This window comes from Streptomyces hygroscopicus subsp. hygroscopicus (genome assembly GCF_001553455.1).
In the GTDB taxonomy this organism is placed as follows: domain Bacteria; phylum Actinomycetota; class Actinomycetes; order Streptomycetales; family Streptomycetaceae; genus Streptomyces; species Streptomyces hygroscopicus.
In genome coordinates this window covers 1-20,300 of record NZ_BBOX01000381.1, presented here as the reverse complement: position 1 = coordinate 20,300, position 20,300 = coordinate 1, and the positions used below count along the sequence as shown (strand labels likewise).

17 protein-coding genes are annotated in these 20,300 nt (G+C 71.8%); 4 read left to right on the top strand and 13 right to left on the bottom strand.

Translation table 11 applies throughout. The annotated features are described in order from the left end of the window. The first annotated feature begins 144 nt into the window (after positions 1-144). A complete protein-coding gene (locus tag AXW62_RS32605; protein WP_060947655.1) occupies positions 145-2,064 on the top strand; it encodes a serine/threonine-protein kinase in 1,920 nt (639 codons plus the stop codon). After that, positions 2,061-2,909, top strand: coding sequence for an FHA domain-containing protein (locus AXW62_RS32600; RefSeq protein ID WP_214516883.1), 849 nt, complete (start codon positions 2,061-2,063; stop codon positions 2,907-2,909). The genes AXW62_RS32605 and AXW62_RS32600 overlap by 4 nt, the downstream gene beginning before the upstream one ends. Positions 2,910-2,991: 82 nt before the next feature. On the opposite strand, the gene AXW62_RS32595 is transcribed toward AXW62_RS32600, so the two are convergent. The 3 genes from AXW62_RS32595 to AXW62_RS32585 form a co-directional block, all read right to left on the bottom strand. Then, positions 2,992-4,014, bottom strand: a complete 1,023-nt coding sequence (locus tag AXW62_RS32595) for a cytochrome d ubiquinol oxidase subunit II (RefSeq protein ID WP_060947652.1) — start codon at positions 4,012-4,014, stop codon at positions 2,992-2,994. Positions 4,015-4,030: 16 nt separating this feature from the next. After that, positions 4,031-5,464, bottom strand: coding sequence for a cytochrome ubiquinol oxidase subunit I (locus AXW62_RS32590; RefSeq protein WP_370682951.1), 1,434 nt, complete (start codon positions 5,462-5,464; stop codon positions 4,031-4,033). Positions 5,465-5,598: 134 nt separating this feature from the next. Then, complete coding sequence (locus AXW62_RS32585; protein ID WP_060947651.1) at positions 5,599-5,823, bottom strand: hypothetical protein; 225 nt, start codon at positions 5,821-5,823, stop codon at positions 5,599-5,601. A gap of 192 nt (positions 5,824-6,015) precedes the next feature. On the opposite strand from AXW62_RS32585, the gene AXW62_RS32580 reads away from it, so the two are divergent. Further along, entirely contained in the window at positions 6,016-8,469 is a 2,454-nt protein-coding gene (locus AXW62_RS32580; RefSeq protein WP_060947650.1) for an ATP-binding SpoIIE family protein phosphatase, read from the top strand. Positions 8,470-8,523: 54 nt separating this feature from the next. Next, entirely contained in the window at positions 8,524-9,621 is a 1,098-nt protein-coding gene (locus AXW62_RS32575; protein ID WP_078961763.1) for a LacI family DNA-binding transcriptional regulator, read from the top strand. Here AXW62_RS32575 and AXW62_RS32570 read toward each other — a convergent pair. The 10 genes from AXW62_RS32570 to AXW62_RS32525 form a co-directional block, all read right to left on the bottom strand. After that, positions 9,615-10,553 (bottom strand): carbohydrate ABC transporter permease, encoded by a 939-nt coding sequence (locus AXW62_RS32570; RefSeq protein ID WP_060947649.1) that lies wholly within the window; start codon positions 10,551-10,553, stop codon positions 9,615-9,617. The two genes, AXW62_RS32575 and AXW62_RS32570, sit on opposite strands and share 7 nt — an antisense overlap. Positions 10,554-10,560: 7 nt before the next feature. Continuing rightward, positions 10,561-11,496, bottom strand: a complete 936-nt coding sequence (locus tag AXW62_RS32565) for a carbohydrate ABC transporter permease (RefSeq protein ID WP_060947648.1) — start codon at positions 11,494-11,496, stop codon at positions 10,561-10,563. 34 nt (positions 11,497-11,530) lie between these two features. Further along, positions 11,531-12,835: an extracellular solute-binding protein gene (locus AXW62_RS32560; protein WP_060947647.1), complete on the bottom strand. Its 1,305-nt coding sequence runs from the start codon at positions 12,833-12,835 to the stop codon at positions 11,531-11,533. Next, complete coding sequence (locus AXW62_RS32555; RefSeq protein ID WP_060947646.1) at positions 12,832-14,715, bottom strand: glycoside hydrolase family 2 protein; 1,884 nt, start codon at positions 14,713-14,715, stop codon at positions 12,832-12,834. The genes AXW62_RS32560 and AXW62_RS32555 overlap by 4 nt, the downstream gene beginning before the upstream one ends. 123 nt (positions 14,716-14,838) lie before the next feature. Continuing rightward, entirely contained in the window at positions 14,839-15,072 is a 234-nt protein-coding gene (locus AXW62_RS32550) for a hypothetical protein (RefSeq protein ID WP_060947645.1), read from the bottom strand. A gap of 167 nt (positions 15,073-15,239) precedes the next feature. Further along, complete coding sequence (locus AXW62_RS32545; protein WP_060947644.1) at positions 15,240-16,709, bottom strand: sulfatase family protein; 1,470 nt, start codon at positions 16,707-16,709, stop codon at positions 15,240-15,242. Beyond that, positions 16,706-17,686, bottom strand: coding sequence for an aliphatic sulfonate ABC transporter substrate-binding protein (locus AXW62_RS32540; RefSeq protein WP_060947643.1), 981 nt, complete (start codon positions 17,684-17,686; stop codon positions 16,706-16,708). Before AXW62_RS32540 ends, AXW62_RS32545 begins: the two co-directional genes overlap by 4 nt. A gap of 45 nt (positions 17,687-17,731) precedes the next feature. Beyond that, the gene (locus AXW62_RS32535) at positions 17,732-18,511 is read right to left on the bottom strand and encodes an ABC transporter ATP-binding protein (protein ID WP_060947642.1); all 780 of its coding nucleotides are present in this window, start codon (positions 18,509-18,511) and stop codon (positions 17,732-17,734) included. Then, entirely contained in the window at positions 18,508-19,317 is an 810-nt protein-coding gene (locus AXW62_RS32530) for an ABC transporter permease (RefSeq protein WP_030824579.1), read from the bottom strand. Before AXW62_RS32530 ends, AXW62_RS32535 begins: the two co-directional genes overlap by 4 nt. 51 nt (positions 19,318-19,368) lie before the next feature. Beyond that, a partial coding sequence (locus tag AXW62_RS32525; RefSeq protein WP_060947641.1) for an ROK family protein occupies positions 19,369-20,300 on the bottom strand: 932 nt, incomplete at its 5' end.

The window sequence follows — 20,300 nt, the reverse complement described above, 5'->3', positions numbered from 1 at the left end:
GGCGACCGCCGTGCGCCGGAGCCTTCCCTCTTTCCGGGGCTATCCGCCGGAAGCGCTACCTGCCGTCGCCGCGGGGAAGTACGCTCCGTGGCGACGCCGGGAACGGGACACGCGTGACGAAGTGGGGTAACGGGGGTGCGGGTGATGGCGGAGGCCGGTGACCGGGTCGCCGACCGATATCTCCTCCAGGAGCCCATCGGCAGCGGCGGTATGGGCATCGTCTGGCGGGCCCACGACGAACTGCTGGACCGGCAGGTCGCGGTGAAGTGCGCCCGTCCGGACGACGAGCGCGCGGTGCTGCGCCTGACCAACGAGGCGCGCAACGCCGCGCGGCTGCACCATCCGCACATCGTCTCGGTGTTCGACTTCGTCGACGAGGGCGAGGTCTGCTGGATCGTCATGGAGTACGTGTCCGGGGGCAGCCTCGCGGACCTGGTGCGCGGCCGAGGCGGGCTCTCCCCGCGGGAGGCGGGCGCCATCGGCTGCCAGATCGCCGCCGCGCTGGCCACCTCGCACGCCAAGGGCGTGGTGCACGGCGATGTCACCCCGGAGAACGTCCTGGTCAACGAGGACGGGGTCGCCAAGCTGACCGACTTCGGCATCTCCCGGGCGCTGTGGAGCCAGGCCACCATGACCAGGACCGGCGGGGTGCGCGGCAAGCCGCCGTATCTGCCGCCCGAGGTGGCCAGGGGAGACCAGGCCGACCGGAAGTCCGACGTCTTCGCGCTCGGGGCGACCCTGTACGCGGCGGTCGAGGGGCGGTCCCCGTACGGTGAGGCCGCCCATCCGATGGCCTATGTGGCGCGGGCCGCCGAGGGCTGTATCGAGCCCCCGCACCGGGCCGGTCCGCTGCTGGAGGCGCTCACCGCGCTGCTGACCGTGGAGCCCAGCCGGCGCCCGGCAGCCGATCAGGCCCTGCGGCTGCTGCGGCGGGTCACCCCGCCCTCCCCGGACGCCGAGGGCTCCGGGGAGGGAGCCACCGTGGCCCGGACCCCTTTCACCCTGCGGCTGCGCTCGCGGCCCTCGGCCCGGGGCACGCGGCACCGCCCGGGCCGCCGGCGGCTGATCACCACGGCCGCGCTGGCCGCCGCGGCGGCCCTGGCGGCCGGGATCGCCGTCTTCGGCCCCTGGGGCGGCGGGGACTTAAGAGACAGCGGCCGGTCCGGGAAGGACGGCGGGCACACGACGGCCGACCCGGCGCCCCCGCGGACCGGACCGGCCGGCACTGTGGGCGACGCGCGGACGGCCGACCCCTGCACCTTGCTCAACGCCGTCTCGCTCAGCCGGTTCGGCGAGGCCGTACTCGACCCGGACTACGGCGAGATCGACCGGTGCGATGTGCTGCTGCACGGCGAGAGCGGCGACGACATCGCCGACGTCCAGCTCAACTTCGACGCCGACCCGCCGGAACCGGGCAGTGGGACGTCCACCAGAAGGGTCGGCAACGTCACCGTCGACGCGTTCCGGCGCAAGGGCGACACATGCGTGCGGAACATCGCCTCCGCCGACCGCAAGCAGGTCTGGATCATCACCGAGCGGCTCGACACCCCGGCTCCCGACCCGTGCCAACTGGGCGACGCGGCCACCGACTACGCCGTCAGCGTCATGGACCGCGGCCAGGTCCCCCGGCGCTCGTCGCGGCCGGCCGCGGGCTCGCTGGCCCGGGAACACGCGTGTCGGCTGTTCGGGGACGCCGAGCTCGGGCGGATCGCCGGTGTCGAGGTGAGGGACCGGGACCAGGGCTTCGGAGACTGGCGGTGCGAGTGGGCCGACGGCTCGGGCGAGGCCGGAGTGCAGCTGGAGTTCACCCGGAGCAATGAGTTCACCACGGACGACGCCCGGCCGGCGGTCATCGCCGGGAAGCGGAGTTCCGTGGCGCCGAACGAGTGGGGCGACCACTCGTGCCTGGTCCAGATGTTGCACCGGTCCTACCGCAACTCCCTCGGCGACGACACCGTCGAGCTGATGTCGGTGAACGTCCACGGGCCGAAGTCCACCGAAAAGCTCTGCCACTCCGCCGAGGCGCTCACCGCCACGGCCGCGAAGAGGTTGCCGAAAGCATGAGCACACCCCCCGGCGGCGACCGCCGCACCGGCCACCGGCCCCGGACCAACCGCCCCGCGACCGCCCGTCCCGCCGCGCACGGCCGCCTCCTGCCCGCCGCGCACGGCAGCCTGGCCCGCGGGGTGCACGCGCCGGTCCCGGGCACCGTCTTCGCCCTCGCGCTGACCGGCGGCATGACCCTGGGCCCCGGCGACGGCCGCGAACTGCTCTTCGGGCGCAACCGCCCCGAGGTGCACGTCTGCGTGGGGGAGGACGACCCACAGGTCAGCCGCTGCCAGGGCAGGCTGATCCACCGCCACGGCCAGTGGTGGGTGGCCGGCGACGGCCGGCTGCCGCTGCGCCTCCCGACCCGGCTGCTCTTCACCGGCGAGGAGCCGCTGCCCCTCGAGCCCGGCTACACCCCGCTGTTCGTCCGCGGCTCGCGCGGCCGGGAGCACCTGCTGGAGGTCTTCGTCAGCGGCCCCGAGGCCGAGCGCCCCGCGGCGCTGCCCGGGGACGTCACCCATCCGCCCCGGGTATGGGTGCTCACCGACGAGGAGAAGCTCGCGCTCGTCGTCCTCGGCCAGCGCTACCTGCTCCACGAACCACGGCCGCAGCCGCTCACCTGGAAGCAGACGGCCGCCCAGCTCGCGGAGTTGCGCCCGCAGGAGGGCTGGCGGGAAAAGCGCGTCGAGCACCTGGTCAACCGGGTCCGCATGATGCTCTCCCGGGACGGAGTGCCCTGGCTGACCCGCGAGGAGGTCGGCGAGCCGGTCGGCAACGCGCTCAACGACCACCTGATCCGCGCCCTGATGATGTCGACCACGCTCGTCCCCCTGGACCTGGCGCTGATCGACGCCGCCTGATAGCCACACCCAGCACCCTGGGCGACCCAACCCTACGAATGGCTCGATCAACCCGACCAAGAAGGTAGAGCCGCCTGATGGCTCAGCGCCCGTCCTCGAAGCCCGTCGCCGCACCGGTCTCCGGGCGCTGGAAGAGCGCGTAGAGCCACCCCAGGGACGGGACCAGCAGCAGCGCCCCGGCCAGGAACACGATCAGCACCGCGGCCAGCACCGACGGCGGCGCGGCGGCCCGTGCCACGGTGAGGTCAGGGGCCAGTATCAGCGGGTACTGCGCCGCGCCCCAGGCCCAGATGATGAGGGCCACGGCGAGGGCGGCGGCGGCCCGGGCCCACCCCCACAGCGACCGCCGGAGCAGGACCAGCCCGGCCACGCCGGTGAGGGCCGACAGCACCACCAGCGGCAGGGCGCGGTGGGTGAGCCCGTGGAACAGCCGTGGCGCGTCGGCGTGCAGGACGGCGATGCCCGCGAGCGCCACGGCACCCGCCGCCAGCCCGCTGACCAGAGCACGCGACCGGAACGCCCGCACCAGGCCGGGACCGCCGGCCCGGGCCGCGTCCGCGCACAGATAGACGGCGGCCAGATGGGCGCAGGTCACCACGGCCAGCACACCGCCGAGGAAGGACGTCGGATTGAGCCAGCTGGTGACCGTACTGCCCGCGGCGAGGCCGGGCGGTACGCGGCCGGAGGCCACACCACCCGCGACGGTGCCCAGGAAGAAGGGCGTGACCACCGAGGACGCGGCGAAGCAGGCCCCGAACAGCCGCTGCTGCCACAGCCGGGTGCTGGCCTTGCGGAACGCGAACGCGGCGCCGCGTGCGATGATGCCGAGCGCCGCCAGGGTGAGCGGCAGATAGAGGGTGGACATCACGGCGGCGAACACCTCGGGGAACCCGCTCCACAACATCACCACCACGAAGATCAGCCACACATGGTTGGCCTCCCAGACCGGCCCGATGGTGTGCTCGATCAGCGCGCGCTGCGGCCGGCCGCGCCGGCTGCCACCGGCCACCAGATCCCACAGCCCGGCCCCGAAGTCGGCACCCGCGAAGAGGGCGTAGCACATCAGACCCAGCCACATCACCGCCAGGACGGTGTCCGCGAGCATCAGGACCTCCAGCGGTTCACACGACCGGATAACCGGTCACATCGGCTTCCTGCGGCGCCACCGGGACCGGGCGCTCGCCCGCGAGCCGGCGCAGCACATAGACGGTGGCCACCGTCATCGCGGCGTACACCACCAGCAGCAGCCACAGCCCGGTCATCAGGCCGGGCGCGGGGTTCACCGCGTCCCGGACGCTGAAGATCCCCTGCACCACCCACGGCTGGCGGCCCTCCTCGGTGACCACCCAGCCGCACTCCAGCGAGGTGACCGCCGCCAGGCCGCTGAGGGAGGCCAGCCCCAGGAAGAGGCGCATGCCCCGGCGGGCCAGCGGATCGCCCTCCCCCCGGCGCCGGGTGCGCCACCAGGCCAGCAGCAGCCAGACCCCGAGCGCGAGCAGGAACAGCCCGCCGAGCACCATCAGGTCGAACGCCAGATGGGTGCCGGTGACCGGGGGCCGCAGCGCGGGGGGCACCCGGTCCAGACCCTCGATGACCGTGCTGGGGCTGTAGCCGACGAGCAGCGACAACCCGCTGGGGATCTCCAGACCGCCCTTGAGCCCGTGGTCGCCCGCGATGCCGCCCAGGGTGAGCGGAACATGGCTGGAGGTGGTGTAGACGCCCTCCATGGCGGCGAGTTTCACCGGCTGGTAGTGGGCCACGAAGCGGGCCGCCCAGTCGCCCACCACGAGCTGGAAGGGGGCGACGACGGCGCCCAGGACGAACGGGATGAGGAACCCCGCGCGGTGGTAGCGGTCGTCGCGGCCACGCAGCAGCGAGACCGCGTACACGCTCGCGGTCAGGAAGGACGCCACCATCAGCGCGGCGAGGATCATGTGGACGGTCTGCGGCCCGCTGGCGGGGTTGAACATCGCGGCGAGCGGATCGACGTCGACGACCCGGCCGTGGCGGACGGTGAAGCCACGCGGCTGGTTCATCCACGCGTTGGCGCACACCACGAAGAACGCCGAGGCGACACCGGCGACGACGATGGGGATCCCGGTGAGCAGATGGACGCGCGGCGGCAGCCGGTCCCAGGCGTAGAGGTAGATGCCGAGGAAGATCGCCTCGATGAAGAAGGCGATGCCCTCCATGGCGAACGGCAACCCGATGACCTGGCCGTAACGGCCCATCAGCCCCGGCCACAGCAGCCCCAGCTCGAAGCTGAGGATCGTGCCGGAGACCGCGCCCACGGCGAACAGCACCCCCATGGCCCGCGCCCAGCGCCGGGCGAGCAGCCGGTACGAGGGGTCACCGGTGCGCACCCCCCGCCATTCGGCGATCAGGGTGAGCAGCGGGAGCCCCACGCCCAGACAGGCCACGACGATGTGCCAGGCGAGCGAGAAGCCCATCTGGGCGCGGGCCGCGGCCAGATCCCCGGACGTGGCGGGGCCCGCCAGCCACTCCCTCACCGTGGCCGCGGCCCGCGGCCACGGGTACTGGTCGACAGCGGGCACGGCCGCTCCTCACTCGTCGCTGGGACATCCCTCCCGGAAAAACACCTTGACCCGTCTCTGTCGGGTTCCGGTGGTTCCCGGGCGCGACACGCCGGTCCGCGGGGCAGGCCGGGCGGCTGCCCCGCGGAGGGCGGTCATCCGGTGTCCGCGGTGATGGCCGTCAGCATCGGGACGCGTGCGGCCCGGCGCCCCGGCCAGCGCGAGGCGAGGACCCCGATCGCGGCGCTCGCGACGAAGAAGAGGGCCGCCCGGTCCCAGGGGATGACGAGGGGGACGCCCTCCTGCCCGAGGACGGCGGCCGCGCCGACGGCCCGGGCGCGGACCCGTCGCCGGGTGCGAGCGTTCTCCGGCGGGGACACGTCGCCGGGTGCGAGCGTTCCCCGGCGCGGACACGTCACCCGGTGCGAGCGTTCTCCGGCGCGTATGCCTCGCCGGGGTGCGAGCGTCCTCGGCGGGTATGCCGCCACGTGTGAGCCGTCCCCGGGCCGGTGGCCGGCGGTCCTGCGCACGGCCCGGGACTCTGCCCGGGTGAACCGCTATATTCGGGCTATATGCGACGTCGGTGGCCCACGATCCGTACGGCACCGGGCTCCCGGGGTGAGGCGAGCGGTGCCGGGCCGCTGAGGCTCGCCCTCGAGCAGGCGGTGGCCGAACTCGGCGCCCTGGGCGGCACGCTCCGGGTGTATCTGCGTCCGGGCGGAGTCCGCCTGGCCGCCGGGACCGGGATCCGCCCCCGCCCCGGGGCGCTTCCGCGCGGCAGCGGTGTGGTGTCGGCGCCCGTGATCACGGCCGACGGGCAGCCGGTCGGCACGCTGGCCGTCCTGGTGGACGCGCAGGGTGACCTTGACGACGCACAGCGCGATGTGCTGCGCACGGCCGCCGGCCGGGTCGCCGAGCACCTGCGGCCCGCCCGCCCGGCGGCCGCGGACACCGGGCGGGCTGCCGAGCCGTCCGGCGGGCACGCCGTCGACAGCGTCCTGTGGCGGATGAACGACGGCCTCCTCACCCTCGACCGGCGGGCACGGCTCACCTTCGCCAATGCCGCGGGTCTGAGGCTCCTCGGGTCCGCCGGGGAGGAGGTGCTGGGGACCGTGCTGTGGGACCACCCGGTGATCCGTGAGACCGGTGTGCCCGACTGCCACGGGCGGGCCGTGGCCACCGGCGAACCGGCCGGCTGCGACACCCGGTGGCCGGGGCGGGAGGGCTGGTACCACGTGCGCCTCGATCCGGTCCCCGACGGACTGGTCATGCACGTCACGGACATCACCGAACGCCGGACCCAGGAGGCCGAGCGGGCCGCGGCCCGGCGCACCGCGGCGGAGCGGGTCATCCGCATGAGCGAGCTCACCTCGGCGCTCGCCGAGGCGCTGACCGTTCAGGACGTGGTGAAGGCGGTCGCCGACCGGATGCTCCCGCCGTTCGGCGCGACCGGCCTGATCTGCCGGCTGATCGAGAACGGGCGGCCGGGCACGGTCGGCTCGGCCGGGTATCCGGAGGAGTTCCTGGAGACCGTCCGGAGCATGCCGCCGTCGGAGATGTCCGCCGTCACCCAGGTGCTCAGCTCCCGCACCCCGATCTTCCTGTCCTCTCCGCAGGAGTACGCCGAGCGGCACCCGGACGCCGTCGGCTACCTCCACCGCAGCGGGATGAAGGCGTGGGCGTTCCTGCCCCTGATCGCCTCCGACCAGCAGATCGGCTACTGCGTGGTGGCCTTCGGCCGGCCGCGCCACTTCTCCCAGGAGGACCGCTCCCTGCTCATCGCCCTGAGCGGGCTGGTGGCCCACGCGCTGGAGCGGGCCCGGCTGTACGACGCCGAGCACACCCGGGCACAGGAACTCCAGCGCGGCCTGCTGCCCCGTACGCTGCCCGCCGTGTCGGCCGTCACCGCCGCCGCGCGCTATCTGCCCGCCGCCGAGGGCATGCAGGTCGGCGGCGACTGGTACGACCTGATCCCGCTCTCCGGGGAGCGGGTGGCCCTGGTCATCGGCGATGTCATGGGCCATGGACTGGCCGAGGCCGCGACGATGGGCCGGCTGCGCACGGCCGTCCACACCCTGGCCGATCTCGAACTGCCGCCCGACGAGCTGCTCACCCACCTCAACGATCTGGTGGGCGACCTCGGCGACGACCTCTACGCCACCTGCCTCTACACCGTCTACGACCCCGCCACCAGCGTCTGCGTCTTCGCCAGCGCCGGGCATCCGCCGCTCGCCATCGTCCACCCCGACGGCACGACCCGCTTCCCCGCTGTCGACGCCGATCCACCGCTCGGCGCCGCCAGCCCGCCCTTCGAGATGCATGAGGTGCGGGTGCCCGAGGGCAGCCATCTGGTGCTGTACACCGATGGTCTCGTGGAGTCCTCCGCCGTCGACATCGACGACGGCATGGCCCGCCTCGCCCAGGCCCTCACCCGGGCCGCCGCGCCCCCGGCCGGTCCGTCCGGGGGCGGGTGCGCCGTCCCCGAAACCGGGTGCGCCGCCCCCGCCACGCCGCACGATCCCGGCCGGCTGTGCGACGCCGTCATCAGCGCACTGGTGCCGGAGCAGACCCGGACCCAGGACGACGCCGCGCTGCTGATCGCCGGGGTACGGTCGCTGGGCTCGGACAAGGTGGTGTCCTGGGCGCTCCCGGACGGGCCGATCGCCGCGGCCGAGGCGCGCCACCGGGTCACCGAACAGCTGGCCGCGTGGCGGCTCGACGAGCTGTCGATGACGACCGAGCTGCTGGCCAGCGAACTGGTCGGCAACGTCGTCCGGCACGCCAAGGGGCCCATGCGGCTGCGCCTGGTGTACGGCCGGACACTGATCTGCGAGGTCTCGGACGGCAGTCTCACCACTCCGCGGATGCGCCGCGCCGCCGAGACCGACGAGGGCGGACGCGGGCTGCAACTGGTCGCGGCGCTGTCCGACCGATGGGGCACCCGTTTCACGGCGACGGGCAAGTGCATCTGGACCGAACAGGCGCTGCCCCCGCCGCTTCCGCCCCCGCGCCCGGCCGCCGGCTGAGCGGGTGCGGGCCCGGCGGTGCCGCCCGCCACCGTCACGCTCTAGGATCGGTTGGTGACCGCCGTGAAACAGCAGACCACCAGGGACCGAGCGGCACCGGGGCGAAAGCGCCCGGACGGTGCGGCCAGGAGCGCGACCGTCAAGGACGTGGCGTCACTCGCCGGAGTCTCCCCGAAGACCGTGTCGAACGTGATCAACGGCTTCGTGCACGTGTCCCCGGCGACCCGGGAGCGGGTCCAGCAGGCCATCCGGGAACTCGGCTACCGGCCCAACCGGGTGGCCCGCAACCTCCGCCGCGGCAGCACCGGCATGATCGGGCTGGTCCTGCCCGAGCTGGACGTCCCGTACTTCGCCGAACTGGGACGGCACTTCCTCACCACGGCCGAGGAACACGGCCGCACCCTGCTGATCGAGCAGACCCTGGGGGACCGCGAGCGGGAGGCGGCCGTCATCCACGGCCTCGGCGACCAGGTCGTGGACGGCATGGTGGTGAGCCCGCTCGCCCTGCACGGCAGCGCGCTCGCGGGCCACCTCGGCACGGTGCCGCTGGTGCTCATCGGCGAACGCCCCAGCGGCGGCCTCGCCGACCATGTGGTGATCGACAACGTCGCCGCCGCGAAGGAGGCGGTGACCCATCTGGTGCGCGTCGGCCGCCGCCGGATCGCCGCCATCGGCCTGCAGCCCGAGCCGTACATCGGCACCCCGCTGCTGCGCAGGACCGGCTACCGGCAGGCGCTGGAGGAGGCCGGACTGCCGCTGGACCCCCGGCTGGAGCGGGAGACCCCCCGCTACCACCTGCGCGAGGGCGCGCGGGCGATGGAGGTGCTGCTGGACCGGGCCGATCCGCCGGACGCCGTGTTCTGCTTCAACGACGCGCTGGCCCTCGGCGCGCTGCGGACCCTGTACGAGCGCGGGCTGCGGGTGCCGGACGACATGGCCGTGATGGGGTTCGACGACATCGAGGCCGCCCGGTACAGCACGCCGAGCCTGAGCAGCGTGGCACCGGACAAGGGTGCCATCGCCCGGCGCGCCGTCGATCTGCTGCTGGAGCGGATCGAGTCACCGGACCGCCCGGCCCAGGAGGTCGTCGTCGGGCACACGCTGCACACCCGTGAGTCCACCGAGGGCGGTGTCGCCCGGACCGCTCATTGACCTCCCAGACCCGTGGTGGCCACCGACTTCACGATCTGGCGCTGGAACAGCATGAAGATGATCAGCAGCGGGAGGGAGCCGAGGATGGAGGCGGCCGACTGCTGGGCGTTCTGGAGCCCGGTGGAGTCCTTCACCGTCGAAAGACCCACCGGCAGCGTCATCAGCTGCGGATCGCTGGTGCTGATGAACGGCCACAGGAAGTTGTTCCACGTGTTGATGAAGACGAAGATCGCCACCGCCGCCAGGATGGGCCGGGACAGCGGCATCACCACGCTCCAGAACACCCGGAAGCTGCCCGCCCCGTCGATCCGGGCGGCCTCCTCCAGCTCACGCGGAATGCCGTCGAAGAACTTCTTCAGGATGAACACCATCGCGGGCGCCACCACCTGCGGCAGGATCACCGCCGCGTAGGTGTCGACGAGGTTCATGGCGAGCATCTGCCGGAACAGCGGCACGATCAGGATCTGCGGCGGCACCATGATCGAGGCGACGATGAGGGCGAAGAGCACACGGCGGCCACGGAAGAGCGTCCGGGAGAAGGCGTACGCCGCCATGGCCGAGACGGCCACGGTGAGCGCCGTGACGCACACGGCGATCACGATGCTGTTCAGTGCCCACACCGGAAGGTTGCCCTGGCCGAAGATGGTCCGGTAGGCGTCGAGGGTGAAGCCCGCCTTGGGGATCCAGTCGGCGCCCGACGCGCTCGCGTCGACCTCCGACTTGAAGGACGTGTCCACCCCCCAGCCGAACGGCACCAGCCAGACCACCGCCATCAGCGCCAGCGCCAGCAGCGTCAGCACGCGGGGCAGGAGTCCGGTGCCGAGCGTGGGGTGCCAGGCGTGGCCGCCGTAGCGGCGCCGCCGGACCACCTCCCGGGGCATGGTCGAGCGGGGTTTTCCGGGCGTACGGGGGGAGAGAGTCTGGGTGGTCATGGCGCGATCAGTCCTCCCTGCGCGAGAAGATCTTCAACTGGGCGAGCGAGAGGATGATGATCACCCCGAAGAACACGTACGACACCGCAGAGGCGTAGCCGAGCCGGTAGTTGGTGAAGCCGGTGTCGTAGATGTACTCCAGGATCGGCCGGGTGGATCCGTTGGGGCCGCCCTTGGTCAGCAGGTAGATCTGGTCGAACACCTTCAGCGACGCCATCACCTGCAACACCGCGATCAGCGCGGTGGTGCGGCGCAGCTGGGGCAGGGTGATCGACCACAGCCGGCGCCACGCACCGGCGCCGTCGAGCGCCGCCGCCTCGTAGAGGTGGTCGGGGATCGCCTGGAGCGCGGCCAGGTAGAGCAGGAAGTTGAACCCCACCGTCCACCACAGGGTCACCAGCGCGATGGACCACATGGCGTACTTCTCGTCCGTCAGCCAGCCGATGCCGTCGATCCCGACGGCCTTCAGCACGGCGTTGAGCATGCCCCGGTCCGGCTGGTACAGCATGTTCCAGATCTGGAAGACCACCGCGACCGGCAGCAGATGCGAGGCGAAGAAGGACAGCCGCCACAGCCACTGCCCCGGCATCCCCGTGTAGACCAGCAAGGCCATCACCAGGGAGATGATCACCAGCGGGACGGTGGACAGGACGGTGAACCAGACCGTGTTGCCGAGGGTCTCCCACACCTGGCTGTCGCCGAACGCCTCGGTGTAGTTGTCCAGACCGACGAAGGTGCTGTCACCGTGCCCGGTCAGGCTGGAGTCGGTGAAGCTCATCCACAGGCCGATGCCGAGCGGCACGACGAGGAAGAGCGTGAAGAACACCAGGAAGGGGGTGGCGAAGAGCCACCCGGTGCGGCCCGCGGACCGGGGCCGGTCCGTGGCGGCGGGCCGTCGGGATCCGGCCGCGGCCTGCCGCGCGGGCGTGGAGACGGAAGCCATGAGATCGCTCCTTTCCATTGCGATTCCGTCGCCGTCAGGCCGGATTCGGCTGGGCCATCAGGGTGTTGATCTGGGAGACCATGGTGCGCACCGCGCTCGCGGGGGACGAGCCGCCGAACACCGGGTCGAGCGCCTGGCACATCCGGGTCTGGAAGTCCGAGCCGGAGCCGGCGAACCACACCGGCGGGTCGAGCGCGAGCTGCTTGGCGGCGCCCGCGTACTCCGACTGCGGGCTCAGCTTGGCGTACGCCGCGGACGAGACGGCCGGTGTGTAGGCGGGGATGTGACCCGCCGTCGCCCACGTCAGCCCGGACCGGACCAGCTCGGCCACGAACTGGTGGGTGCGCCGCCGGCGCTCCGGGTCCGGGTTGTCCTGGTGCGGCAGCACCAGCGCATGGCTGTCGGACGCGCCGGCCGGGTGGTCGTAGAAGGTGGGGAAGGGCGAGCCGCCCAGCCTGCCCTTCAGGGCTGACTTGTAGGTGGCCATGTCCCACTCACCCGAGAAGATCATCGGTGATTTGCCGTTGGCGAAGGCGGCGATCGCGGTCTGGACGTCCATGGTGCGGCTGTCGCGTGCCAGCTCGGCCATGAAACGCACCACCTCCACGGCGGTGTCCTCGTCGATCTCGGCCCGCTCGCCGGTGAGGTCGAAGGTGGCGCCGGTCTGGCTGAACAGCGTCCAGAACATCCGCCAGCTCATCGCCGCGTCGTTGGTGTGGCCGAAGACGGGTCCCAGCTTGCCGCCGGACCGGCGGAGTCTGTCCATCAGCTCCAGGGCGTGCCGCGGTGATTCGAAGGGTATGAGCTGCCCCTCGGTCGTGAGCAGATCCGCCTTCTGCAGGACGTCCCGGTCGAAGAAGACGACGAAGGGGTGGGTGTCCAGCGGGATGGCGTACGGGGCCCCCTGGTACCGGCTCCGCTTGACCAGTGTCGGGTTGAGGTCCTCCTGCTTCAGGCCGAACTCGGCCAGCAGGTCGGTGTCCCAGGGGTCGAGCAGACCGCCGGGCGCGTAGCCCGCGAGCCGGGTGAGGTGCATGATGGCCACGTCCGGTGCGCGGCCGCCGGCCGAGGCCATCGCCAGCTTGGTGTAGTACGGCGGGCCCCAGTCCAGCACCGTCGTTTTGACCTTCAGACCCGGCACCCGCTTCTCGACGCCCCGCGTGATCGTCTTCATCAGCGCGCCGTCCGGACCGGTGAACAGGGTCCAGTACTGGATGTCATCCGCGCTGGCCACGCTTCCGGCGAGGGAACCGCAGCCGCTGAGCGCGGAGGCGGTGACGGCGGCGCCCGCGCCGTACACGGCCCCTCTCAGCAGACCGCGCCGTGACAGACCGCTCATCGCCCCTCCTCGCCGGTCTCGCGCTCGAAGGCGGCGGGGCGCTGCTGGGCCGCGCGCAGCCGGTCCACGTCCAGCTTGCGGCTCCGGTCGAAGCGGTAGACGCCGTTCTGCTCCTGGAAGACATCGGTCAGCTGGGTGTAGCAGTAGCCGAACATCAGGGGGTCATCCAGCAGCGCCGCGGTCAGCCCGGCGAACCGCTCGTGGAACTCCTCCTCGGTCCGCGGCCGTTCGCCGTAGCCCCAGGACACCTCGCGGTCGTCCCCGGCCGCGGCCTCCGCCTCCTCCGGGTTCCACCAGATGCCGCCGAACTCGCTGCAGAAGTACGGCTGTCCCCGGTACGGCAGCGACCACGCCGCCGCGGTGTCCTCCTTCTCGGGGTTGGCCCGGCGGTCGGGGTTGACGAACGGCTCGTCCTTGTCCAGCCCCGCCATCTGGCGGCGGAACGCCTCCGGGTCCTGTTCGTAGCTGTGCGAGTCGTACACATCGGTCTCGGCCACGCGGTGCGAGTAGCCGGAGGCGTCCAGGACCGGACGGGAGGTGTCGGCGGCCTTGGCGGCCAGGAACATGCCCCGGGTGACGTCGTCCAGGACGGTCTGCCGGTCGTGCAGCTCCTGGTGCGTCTCATTGAGCGGACACCAGCCGACGATCGACGGATGGGAGTAGTCCCGCTCCACGGCCTCCAGCCACTGGGTGATGAAACCGGCGGTCGGCCGCTGGTTGTCCCGGGTGGTGGGCCCCGCGCCGGCGCCCCAGTCGCCGAACTCGCCCCAGACGAGGTAGCCGAGCCGGTCCGCGTGGTGCAGGAACCGCTCCTCGAACACCTTCTGGTGCAGCCGGGCCCCGTTGAAGCCCGCGGCGAGCGACAGCTCGATGTCCCGGACCAGGGCCTCGTCGTCGGGGGCGGTCATCAGCCCGTCGGGGTACCAGCCCTGGTCGAGGACGAGCCGCTGGAAGACCGGGCGGCCGTTGAGCAGCAGCCGCTTGCCGTCGATGGCCACCGACCGCAGCCCGGCGGTGCACTCGGCGCGGTCCACCGTGGACCCGTCCGCGTCCAGCAGCTCGATGCGCACCCGGTACAGGTGCGGGTCCTCCGGGGACCACGGCCGGCGCCGGTCCTCGGGCAGCGCGAGCACCATCCGGGGGGCCAGGTCGAGATCGGCGCGCACCGTCGCCTCGGCCACCGTCCCGCCGTCCGCGTCGGTCACCCGGGCCGCGATCCGGTGGCCCGGCCGGTTGGCGCTGAGCGGCAGCTCGAGGTGGAAGGCGCCGGACGCGAGGTCGGGGGTGATCCGGGGCCTGCGCAGATGGACCTCGGGCACCGGTTCCAGCCAGACCGTCTGCCAGATGCCGGTGGTGCGGGTGTAGTGGGCGGCGCTGTTGGCGTACTCGGTGGACTGCTTGCCACGCGCCTGGGGGCCGTGCCGGGCGTCCCGGGCCCGTACGACGATCACCACCTCGGCCCCGCCCGCCACCTCGCCGAGATCGGCGGTGAAGGAGGTGTAGCCGCCGCTGTGCCGGGCCACTTCGCGGCCGTCCGCCCAGACGGTGGCGTCGTGGTCGACGGCCCCGAAGTGCAGCAGCACCCGCCGGCCGGCCCAGTCCGCCGGGATCCGGACCGTGCGCCGGTACCAGACCGCGGGGTGGAAGTCGGTGTCACCGATCCCCGACAGCTCGGACTCGGGGCAGAACGGGACCAGGATCCGTCCGTCCAGCTCCTGGTGGAGCAGACCGCGTTCGAGGCCGCTGTCGCCGGGGTCGAAGGCGAACTGCCAGGTGCCGTTGAGATTGAGCCATTCTTCGCGGACGAAGCTCGGACGGGGATATTCGGGTCGCGGAACGGCGTTCGACACTTCGGGCGAGGGGAGGTCGGCGTGCGTCATGGATCACTCCGGGAGGGCGGGGGATTCAACCAGGCAGACGTATGCCATCACCCGTTTACATCGTTGTAAAGGTCTCCCGCGCCATCTTTTCCCCCGATCGTGGGCCGCCGTGGGCGTGCGCGGTTACCCGTCGCCCTTCTTCACCTTGTACAGCTCGATGTCCTTGTTGGCGAACAGGTGCACATAGCCGCAGTTCCAGCAGATCAACCCGGTGGCCGATTCATTGGCCCAGGCGAAGTTGAACAGCTCCATACCGGTGCTGTTGAGCTTCACCTCGCGGTCCCGGAACAGATCGCCCCGGCAGACCACACAGGTGATCCACACGTCCCCGAGAGCCGCGCGTACGGGCTTGGCCACTTCTCTCCCCTTGTCCGGCCACCGAGGCGGCCCCGTCCCACACCGACCATGCGCTGATCAGCATAGGACGGGGACGCTTCCGGCGGGCTAGCCGCGGTGGACGCTTCCGGCGGGCTAGCCGCAGTGGACGCGTACGTAGCCCAGCCGCGCGACCGCACCCGCGGTGTTCACGCCGACGGCTCGGCGGACTCGAAGGAGCTGAGAGTGGGGTCGTAGTCCAGGGCGCCGATGTCGTACATCGGGGTCATCCAGTGGTAGAAGTTGTCGCCGCGCTCCCGGAGCAGGTCGTACAGGCGGCGCATCATCCGGCGGCGGACACCGGCCAGCTCCGGGTGCTCGTAGCGGTTGGACAGCTCGTGCGGGTCGGCGTCGAGGTCGTACAGCTCGTTGACCGACTCGGGGTTGACGACGAGCTTGTACCGGTCCTCGCGCAGCATCCGCTGCGGGTAGGGGAAGTGGTGGCCGTGGAACTCGGCCAGCAGCTCCTTTGGCCAGTCGGGGTGTTCGCCGCGCACCAGCGGGAGCAGGCTGTGGCTGTCGGTGGCCGGGGAGGGGTCGCAGCCGGCCAGCTCCAGGATGGTCGCGGTGCAGTCGGTGAGGGACACGAACTCCCGCCGCACCCGCGGTTCCTGGCCGGGGACGCGGATGATGCCGGGGATGCGGTAGATGTCCTCGTACATCGCCGGGCCCTTGTCGTGCAGCCGGTGGGCGCCGGTGAACTCGCCGTGGTCGGCGGTGAAGAACACGGACGTGTCGTCGGTGAGTCCCAGTTCGTCGAGGCGGGTGAGGATGCGGCCGATCTGTTCGTCGATGAGGGTGACGTACCCCCAGTAGACGGCGATCAGCTTGCGGGTGACCTCGATCGGCATGGTGTCGAAGGTCCAGTGCGCGCTGTAGTTGCGCTGCACCGGTGGTTTGCCCTCGAAGGTCTCCGCGATCGACGGCGGCAGCTCCACCAGGCCGGGGTCGTAACGGTCGTAGTAGGCGTCGGGCAGCAGATAGGGCAGGTGCGGGCCGAAGAAGTGGGTGGCCAGGTAGAAGGGGCGGCCGTCGGCGGCGTACCTGTCCAGCTGCTCGATCGTACGGGTGGCGAGGTAGTACTCGAAGGTCGCCTCCACGGGCTGCTGGAGGCGGGCGGCGAGCAGGTTCCCCGGATTGCCGTTGGGGGTGGTGCCGCGGACCGGATCGGTGATGCGGTACCGGGGGAGGCCGCGTTCCTCCAGGTAGGCCAGGTAGTCCGGGTGGTCCACGGGGTTGTGCCAGCCGGGCAGGTCGGGTCCGTCGAAACCGTGGGAGGCGGCGTTGCGGTGGGTGCCGACGTGCCACTTGCCGACCAGGCCGAGCTGGTAGTCCCGTTCGGCCAGGGCGCGGGGGAAGGTGAACGCGTCCTCGCGCAGATCCTCCAGATAGCCGACGTTGCGCTCGTAGTTGGCCAGCAGCCGGTGGCGGAACGGCGCCTGGCCGGTGAGCAGACTGGCGCGGGCCGGGGTGCAGATGGCGGTGGGCGTGTAGCAGCGGTCGAAACGGGTGCCGGTCGCCGCCAGCCGGTCCAGGTTCGGCGTGGCCACGTGCGGATTGCCGTAACAGCCGAGGGTGTCCACGCGGTGCTGGTCGGTCATCAGGAACAGCAGGTTCATCGGGCGGCCGCCTTGGTGTAGAGGTCACCGGCGTAGAACGAGGACGGGTCGGGCGCCTTGTCCAGCTGTCCGGTGCGGACGAAGAAACGGCTCATGCCGTCCAGCCACTTCCCGACGGTGCCGTCCTCGGTCCTGGCCACGAGTTCGGCGGTCGTCATCGTCTTCACGTGTTTCGCGTCCGCCGCGACCTTCGCCTCGTCGGCCTTGAGCAGCTTCGCGGCCAGCGCGATGGACTCCTTGGGATGCGCGGCCCGCCAGTCGTTGGCCTCCTGGAGGACCGTGACGACCTTCCGGTCCCGCTCCGCCTTCCCCTTGGCGGCGGAGACGAACGCGGTGGGGAAGGCGGAGCCGGGGATGTCCTCGGTGCTCGCCACCTCCTTCAGTCCGGGCACCTTCTCCTTGATGGTGTCGATGAGGGGGTACCAGATCCCGGCGCCGTCGATCTGCCCGGAGGCGAATGCGGAGACGACGGTGGGCGCGTCCATCGCCACCTTCGAGATGTCCTTCATCGTCATCCCGGCCTGCTGGAGCGCGAGATTGAGCGCCATCTCACCGGACGTGCCCTCGGGGACGCCGACCTTCTTCCCCCTCAGGTCCCGGATGGAGGTGATACCGGGCCTGGCGATGACCCGGTCGGCGTAGGTGAGGGTGTTGACCGCCACGATGGTGGCCTTGCCGGAGGCGGGCAGCCACAGGGCGCCCGGCCCGATGTAGCCGTAGTCCAGATTGCCGGTGCGCAGCGCCTGGATCTGCACCGGGCCGTTGACGAACACCTTGGGGGCGGCGGTGAGGCCGTGTTTCTTCCACAGGCCCCGCTCATCGGCGATCGCCAGCAGGCTGGCCCCGTTGTAGTCGGCGATGTAGCCGAACCGCACCGTGGAGCCGCCGCCGTCGCCGGAGGACGAACACGCGGCTACCGAGAGCGCCGCACCGGTCGCGGAGAGTGTGCGTATGAAGTCACGTCGGCTCATCCTCATCGGGGTGAGTCCCTTCGAAAGGTATTGCGGAGGAAAGGAGGGAGGTCAGGCGGCGGAACCGGCCGGGGACTGGTGGTAGACCTGGGTCCAGACGTCGTTGCGGATCCGGGCGAACTCCGGGGAGAGCCGTATCTCCTCGGTACGCGGATAGGGCAGGTCCACATCGATGACCCGGTGGATCCGGCCCGGCCGGGCGGCCATCACGACCACCCGCCCGGCCAGGTACACCGCTTCGTCGACGTCATGGGTGATGAACAGGACGGTGCGCCGCTCCTTGGTCCAGGTGTCCAGCAACTGGTCCTGCAACTGCACCCGGGTCAGCGCGTCCAGCGCCCCGAACGGCTCGTCCATCAGCAGCACTTCGGGGTCCACGGCGTACGCGCGGGCGATCGCGCAGCGCTGCTTCATCCCTCCGGAGAGGGTTTTGGGCAGGGCGTCGGCGAAGTCGGCGAGCCCGACCAGCTCGATGGCGTGGTCGGCGCGGCGGCTGCGCTCCTCGGCCGGGACGTGTGCCAGCTTCAGCCCGAACTCGACATTGCCGCGCACCGTCAGCCAGGGGAACAGCGCGTACTGCTGGAAGATCACCCCACGGTCCGGGCCCGGCCCGGTGACGGGCGCGCCGTCCACCGTGACCGTGCCGGAGGTGGGCTCCGCGAGCCCCGCCACCATGCTCAGCAGGGTGGACTTGCCGCAGCCGGACGGGCCGACGACGGCGACGAACTCCCGGTCCCCGATGTCCAGCGAGACGCTGCCGAGGGCGGTGAAGGTGGTGTCCTTCATCGGGAAGGTCTTGACCACGTCCCGGAAAGAGATCTTGGTGCTCATCGGCGCTCCTGCCACGCGGTGAGACGGCGTTCGGCCAGCAGCAGCAGCCGGTCCATGAGCAGGCCGATGACGCCGATGCTGATCAGACCCACGAAGATGGTGGGCACGTCGTAGTAGGTCTGGGCGTGGACCATCTCGAAGCCCAGCCCCTTCTGGGCGCCGATCATCTCGGCCGCCACCACGGTCGCCCAGGCCGCGCCGAGCCCGATGCGCATGCCGACCAGGATGAACGGTGTGGACGCCGGGATGACCACCTTGAGGAAGACGGTCCGGTCCGAGGCGCCGAGGACGCGTGCCGCGTCGATCAGCGTCCGGTCCACACCGGTCACCCCCTGGAAGGCGGCCACCACACAGGACATGAACGCCGCCAGGAAGATGACGAAGACCTTGGGCGTCTCGCCGATCCCCATCAGGACGATGACCAGGGGGATCAGCGCCAGCGGCGGGATCGTGCGGAAGAACTGGACGTACGGCTCCAGCAGGCCCCGGGCGACCGGGTACCAGCCCATCAGGAACCCCACCGGCACGGCGACCGCGGTGCCGAGCGCGAATCCCAGGAGCACCCGCCGCAAGCTGGCCAGCGCGTCGTCGGTGAGGGTTCCGTCGGCGAGCAGTTCCCGCGCTCTGGAACACACGGAGAGCGGTCCGGGGATGTCCGCGAGCCCCGCGGCGGCGGTCAGGGCCCAGATGGTGATGCCCAGGACGAGGGCGATCAGGTTGAACACGAGGGGAGGGACGGCGCGGCGGGTGCCGCGTGGCGCTTCCGGCGGAGCGGGAGTCTTCTCGGGCGCGGTGACCACCGTCATGGACGCCTCGCGGGGTTCATGGGTACTCCTCTTCGGCCCGGACGGGCCGGTTCAGCCCGGACGGGCCGGGTAACGGCTGAGCAAAGGGGATTGGTGAAGGACCAGGGCGATGGCACCCAGGGCGCCACCGGCCTCGCCGAGCGCGGCCGGCCTCAGATCCACGCGGTCCCGTGAGATCGGCAGGATGTGTGCGCGCAGCGCCCGTTCGACCGGCTCGAAGAGCGGTGTGCCGGCGGCGGCGAGCTCGCCGCCGAGCACGATCACCCCGGGGCCGACCGCGTTGCACACGGCGGCCAGCACGGTGCCGACCTGGGTGCCTGCCGCCTCCAGCGTGCGCAGCGCCGGCGGATCGCCGGCCTCCAGTGCTCCGAGGAGCGCGGCCAGGTCGTCCGCGTGTCCGCCCGCGCGGCGGTAGGCGGCGAGTACGGCGCCCACCGAGGCCACCGTCTCCAGGCAGCCGGTGGCGCCGCAGGAACATCGTCCGTCGCCCGACTCGACCGCGATGTGGCCGAACTCCCCGGACAGGCCGTACGCCCCGCGGTGCAGGGATCCGGCCACGACCAGCCCGCCGCCGACACCGTGCGACAGCCGCAGGTACAGCACGTCCTGGCCGCCCGCCGCCGCGCCCCAGGTCGCCTCGGCGAGCGCGGCGAGCCGGGTGTTGTTGTCCACCAGCACCGGGGCCTCGAAGCGCTTGCGCAGCAGGGCGGGCAGATCGGGGGAGGGGCGCGCGGGCGCGGATTCCGCGTCCGGATCGCCGACCGGGCCGACCACCCCCACCCCGATGGCGCTCAGCGCGCCCAGCCGCAGGGCGCCGTCGGCCAGCGTGCCGACCAGCCGCTCGGCCAGGGCGATCCGCTCGTCCCAGGGCAGTTCCGGGTCGTGCGGCTCACTGGCCGAACCGATCACCTCGTGGGCGACGTTGACCGCGGAGACATGCACCACCCGGCGGGCGAAGTCGATTCCGATGGCCTGGCCCGCGC

Coding starts and splice junctions, on each gene's coding strand:
- AXW62_RS32605 (WP_060947655.1), top strand. CDS start 145: ATGGCGGAGGCCGGTGACCGGGTCGCCGACCGATATCTCCTCCAGGAG.
- AXW62_RS32600 (WP_214516883.1), top strand. CDS start 2,061: ATGAGCACACCCCCCGGCGGCGACCGCCGCACCGGCCACCGGCCCCGG.
- AXW62_RS32595 (WP_060947652.1), bottom strand. CDS start 4,014: ATGCTCGCGGACACCGTCCTGGCGGTGATGTGGCTGGGTCTGATGTGC.
- AXW62_RS32580 (WP_060947650.1), top strand. CDS start 6,016: ATGCGACGTCGGTGGCCCACGATCCGTACGGCACCGGGCTCCCGGGGT.
- AXW62_RS32570 (WP_060947649.1), bottom strand. CDS start 10,553: ATGACCACCCAGACTCTCTCCCCCCGTACGCCCGGAAAACCCCGCTCG.
- AXW62_RS32565 (WP_060947648.1), bottom strand. CDS start 11,496: ATGGCTTCCGTCTCCACGCCCGCGCGGCAGGCCGCGGCCGGATCCCGA.
- AXW62_RS32560 (WP_060947647.1), bottom strand. CDS start 12,835: ATGAGCGGTCTGTCACGGCGCGGTCTGCTGAGAGGGGCCGTGTACGGC.
- AXW62_RS32555 (WP_060947646.1), bottom strand. CDS start 14,715: ATGACGCACGCCGACCTCCCCTCGCCCGAAGTGTCGAACGCCGTTCCG.
- AXW62_RS32545 (WP_060947644.1), bottom strand. CDS start 16,709: ATGAACCTGCTGTTCCTGATGACCGACCAGCACCGCGTGGACACCCTC.
- AXW62_RS32540 (WP_060947643.1), bottom strand. CDS start 17,686: ATGAGGATGAGCCGACGTGACTTCATACGCACACTCTCCGCGACCGGT.
- AXW62_RS32535 (WP_060947642.1), bottom strand. CDS start 18,511: ATGAGCACCAAGATCTCTTTCCGGGACGTGGTCAAGACCTTCCCGATG.
- AXW62_RS32530 (WP_030824579.1), bottom strand. CDS start 19,317: ATGACGGTGGTCACCGCGCCCGAGAAGACTCCCGCTCCGCCGGAAGCG.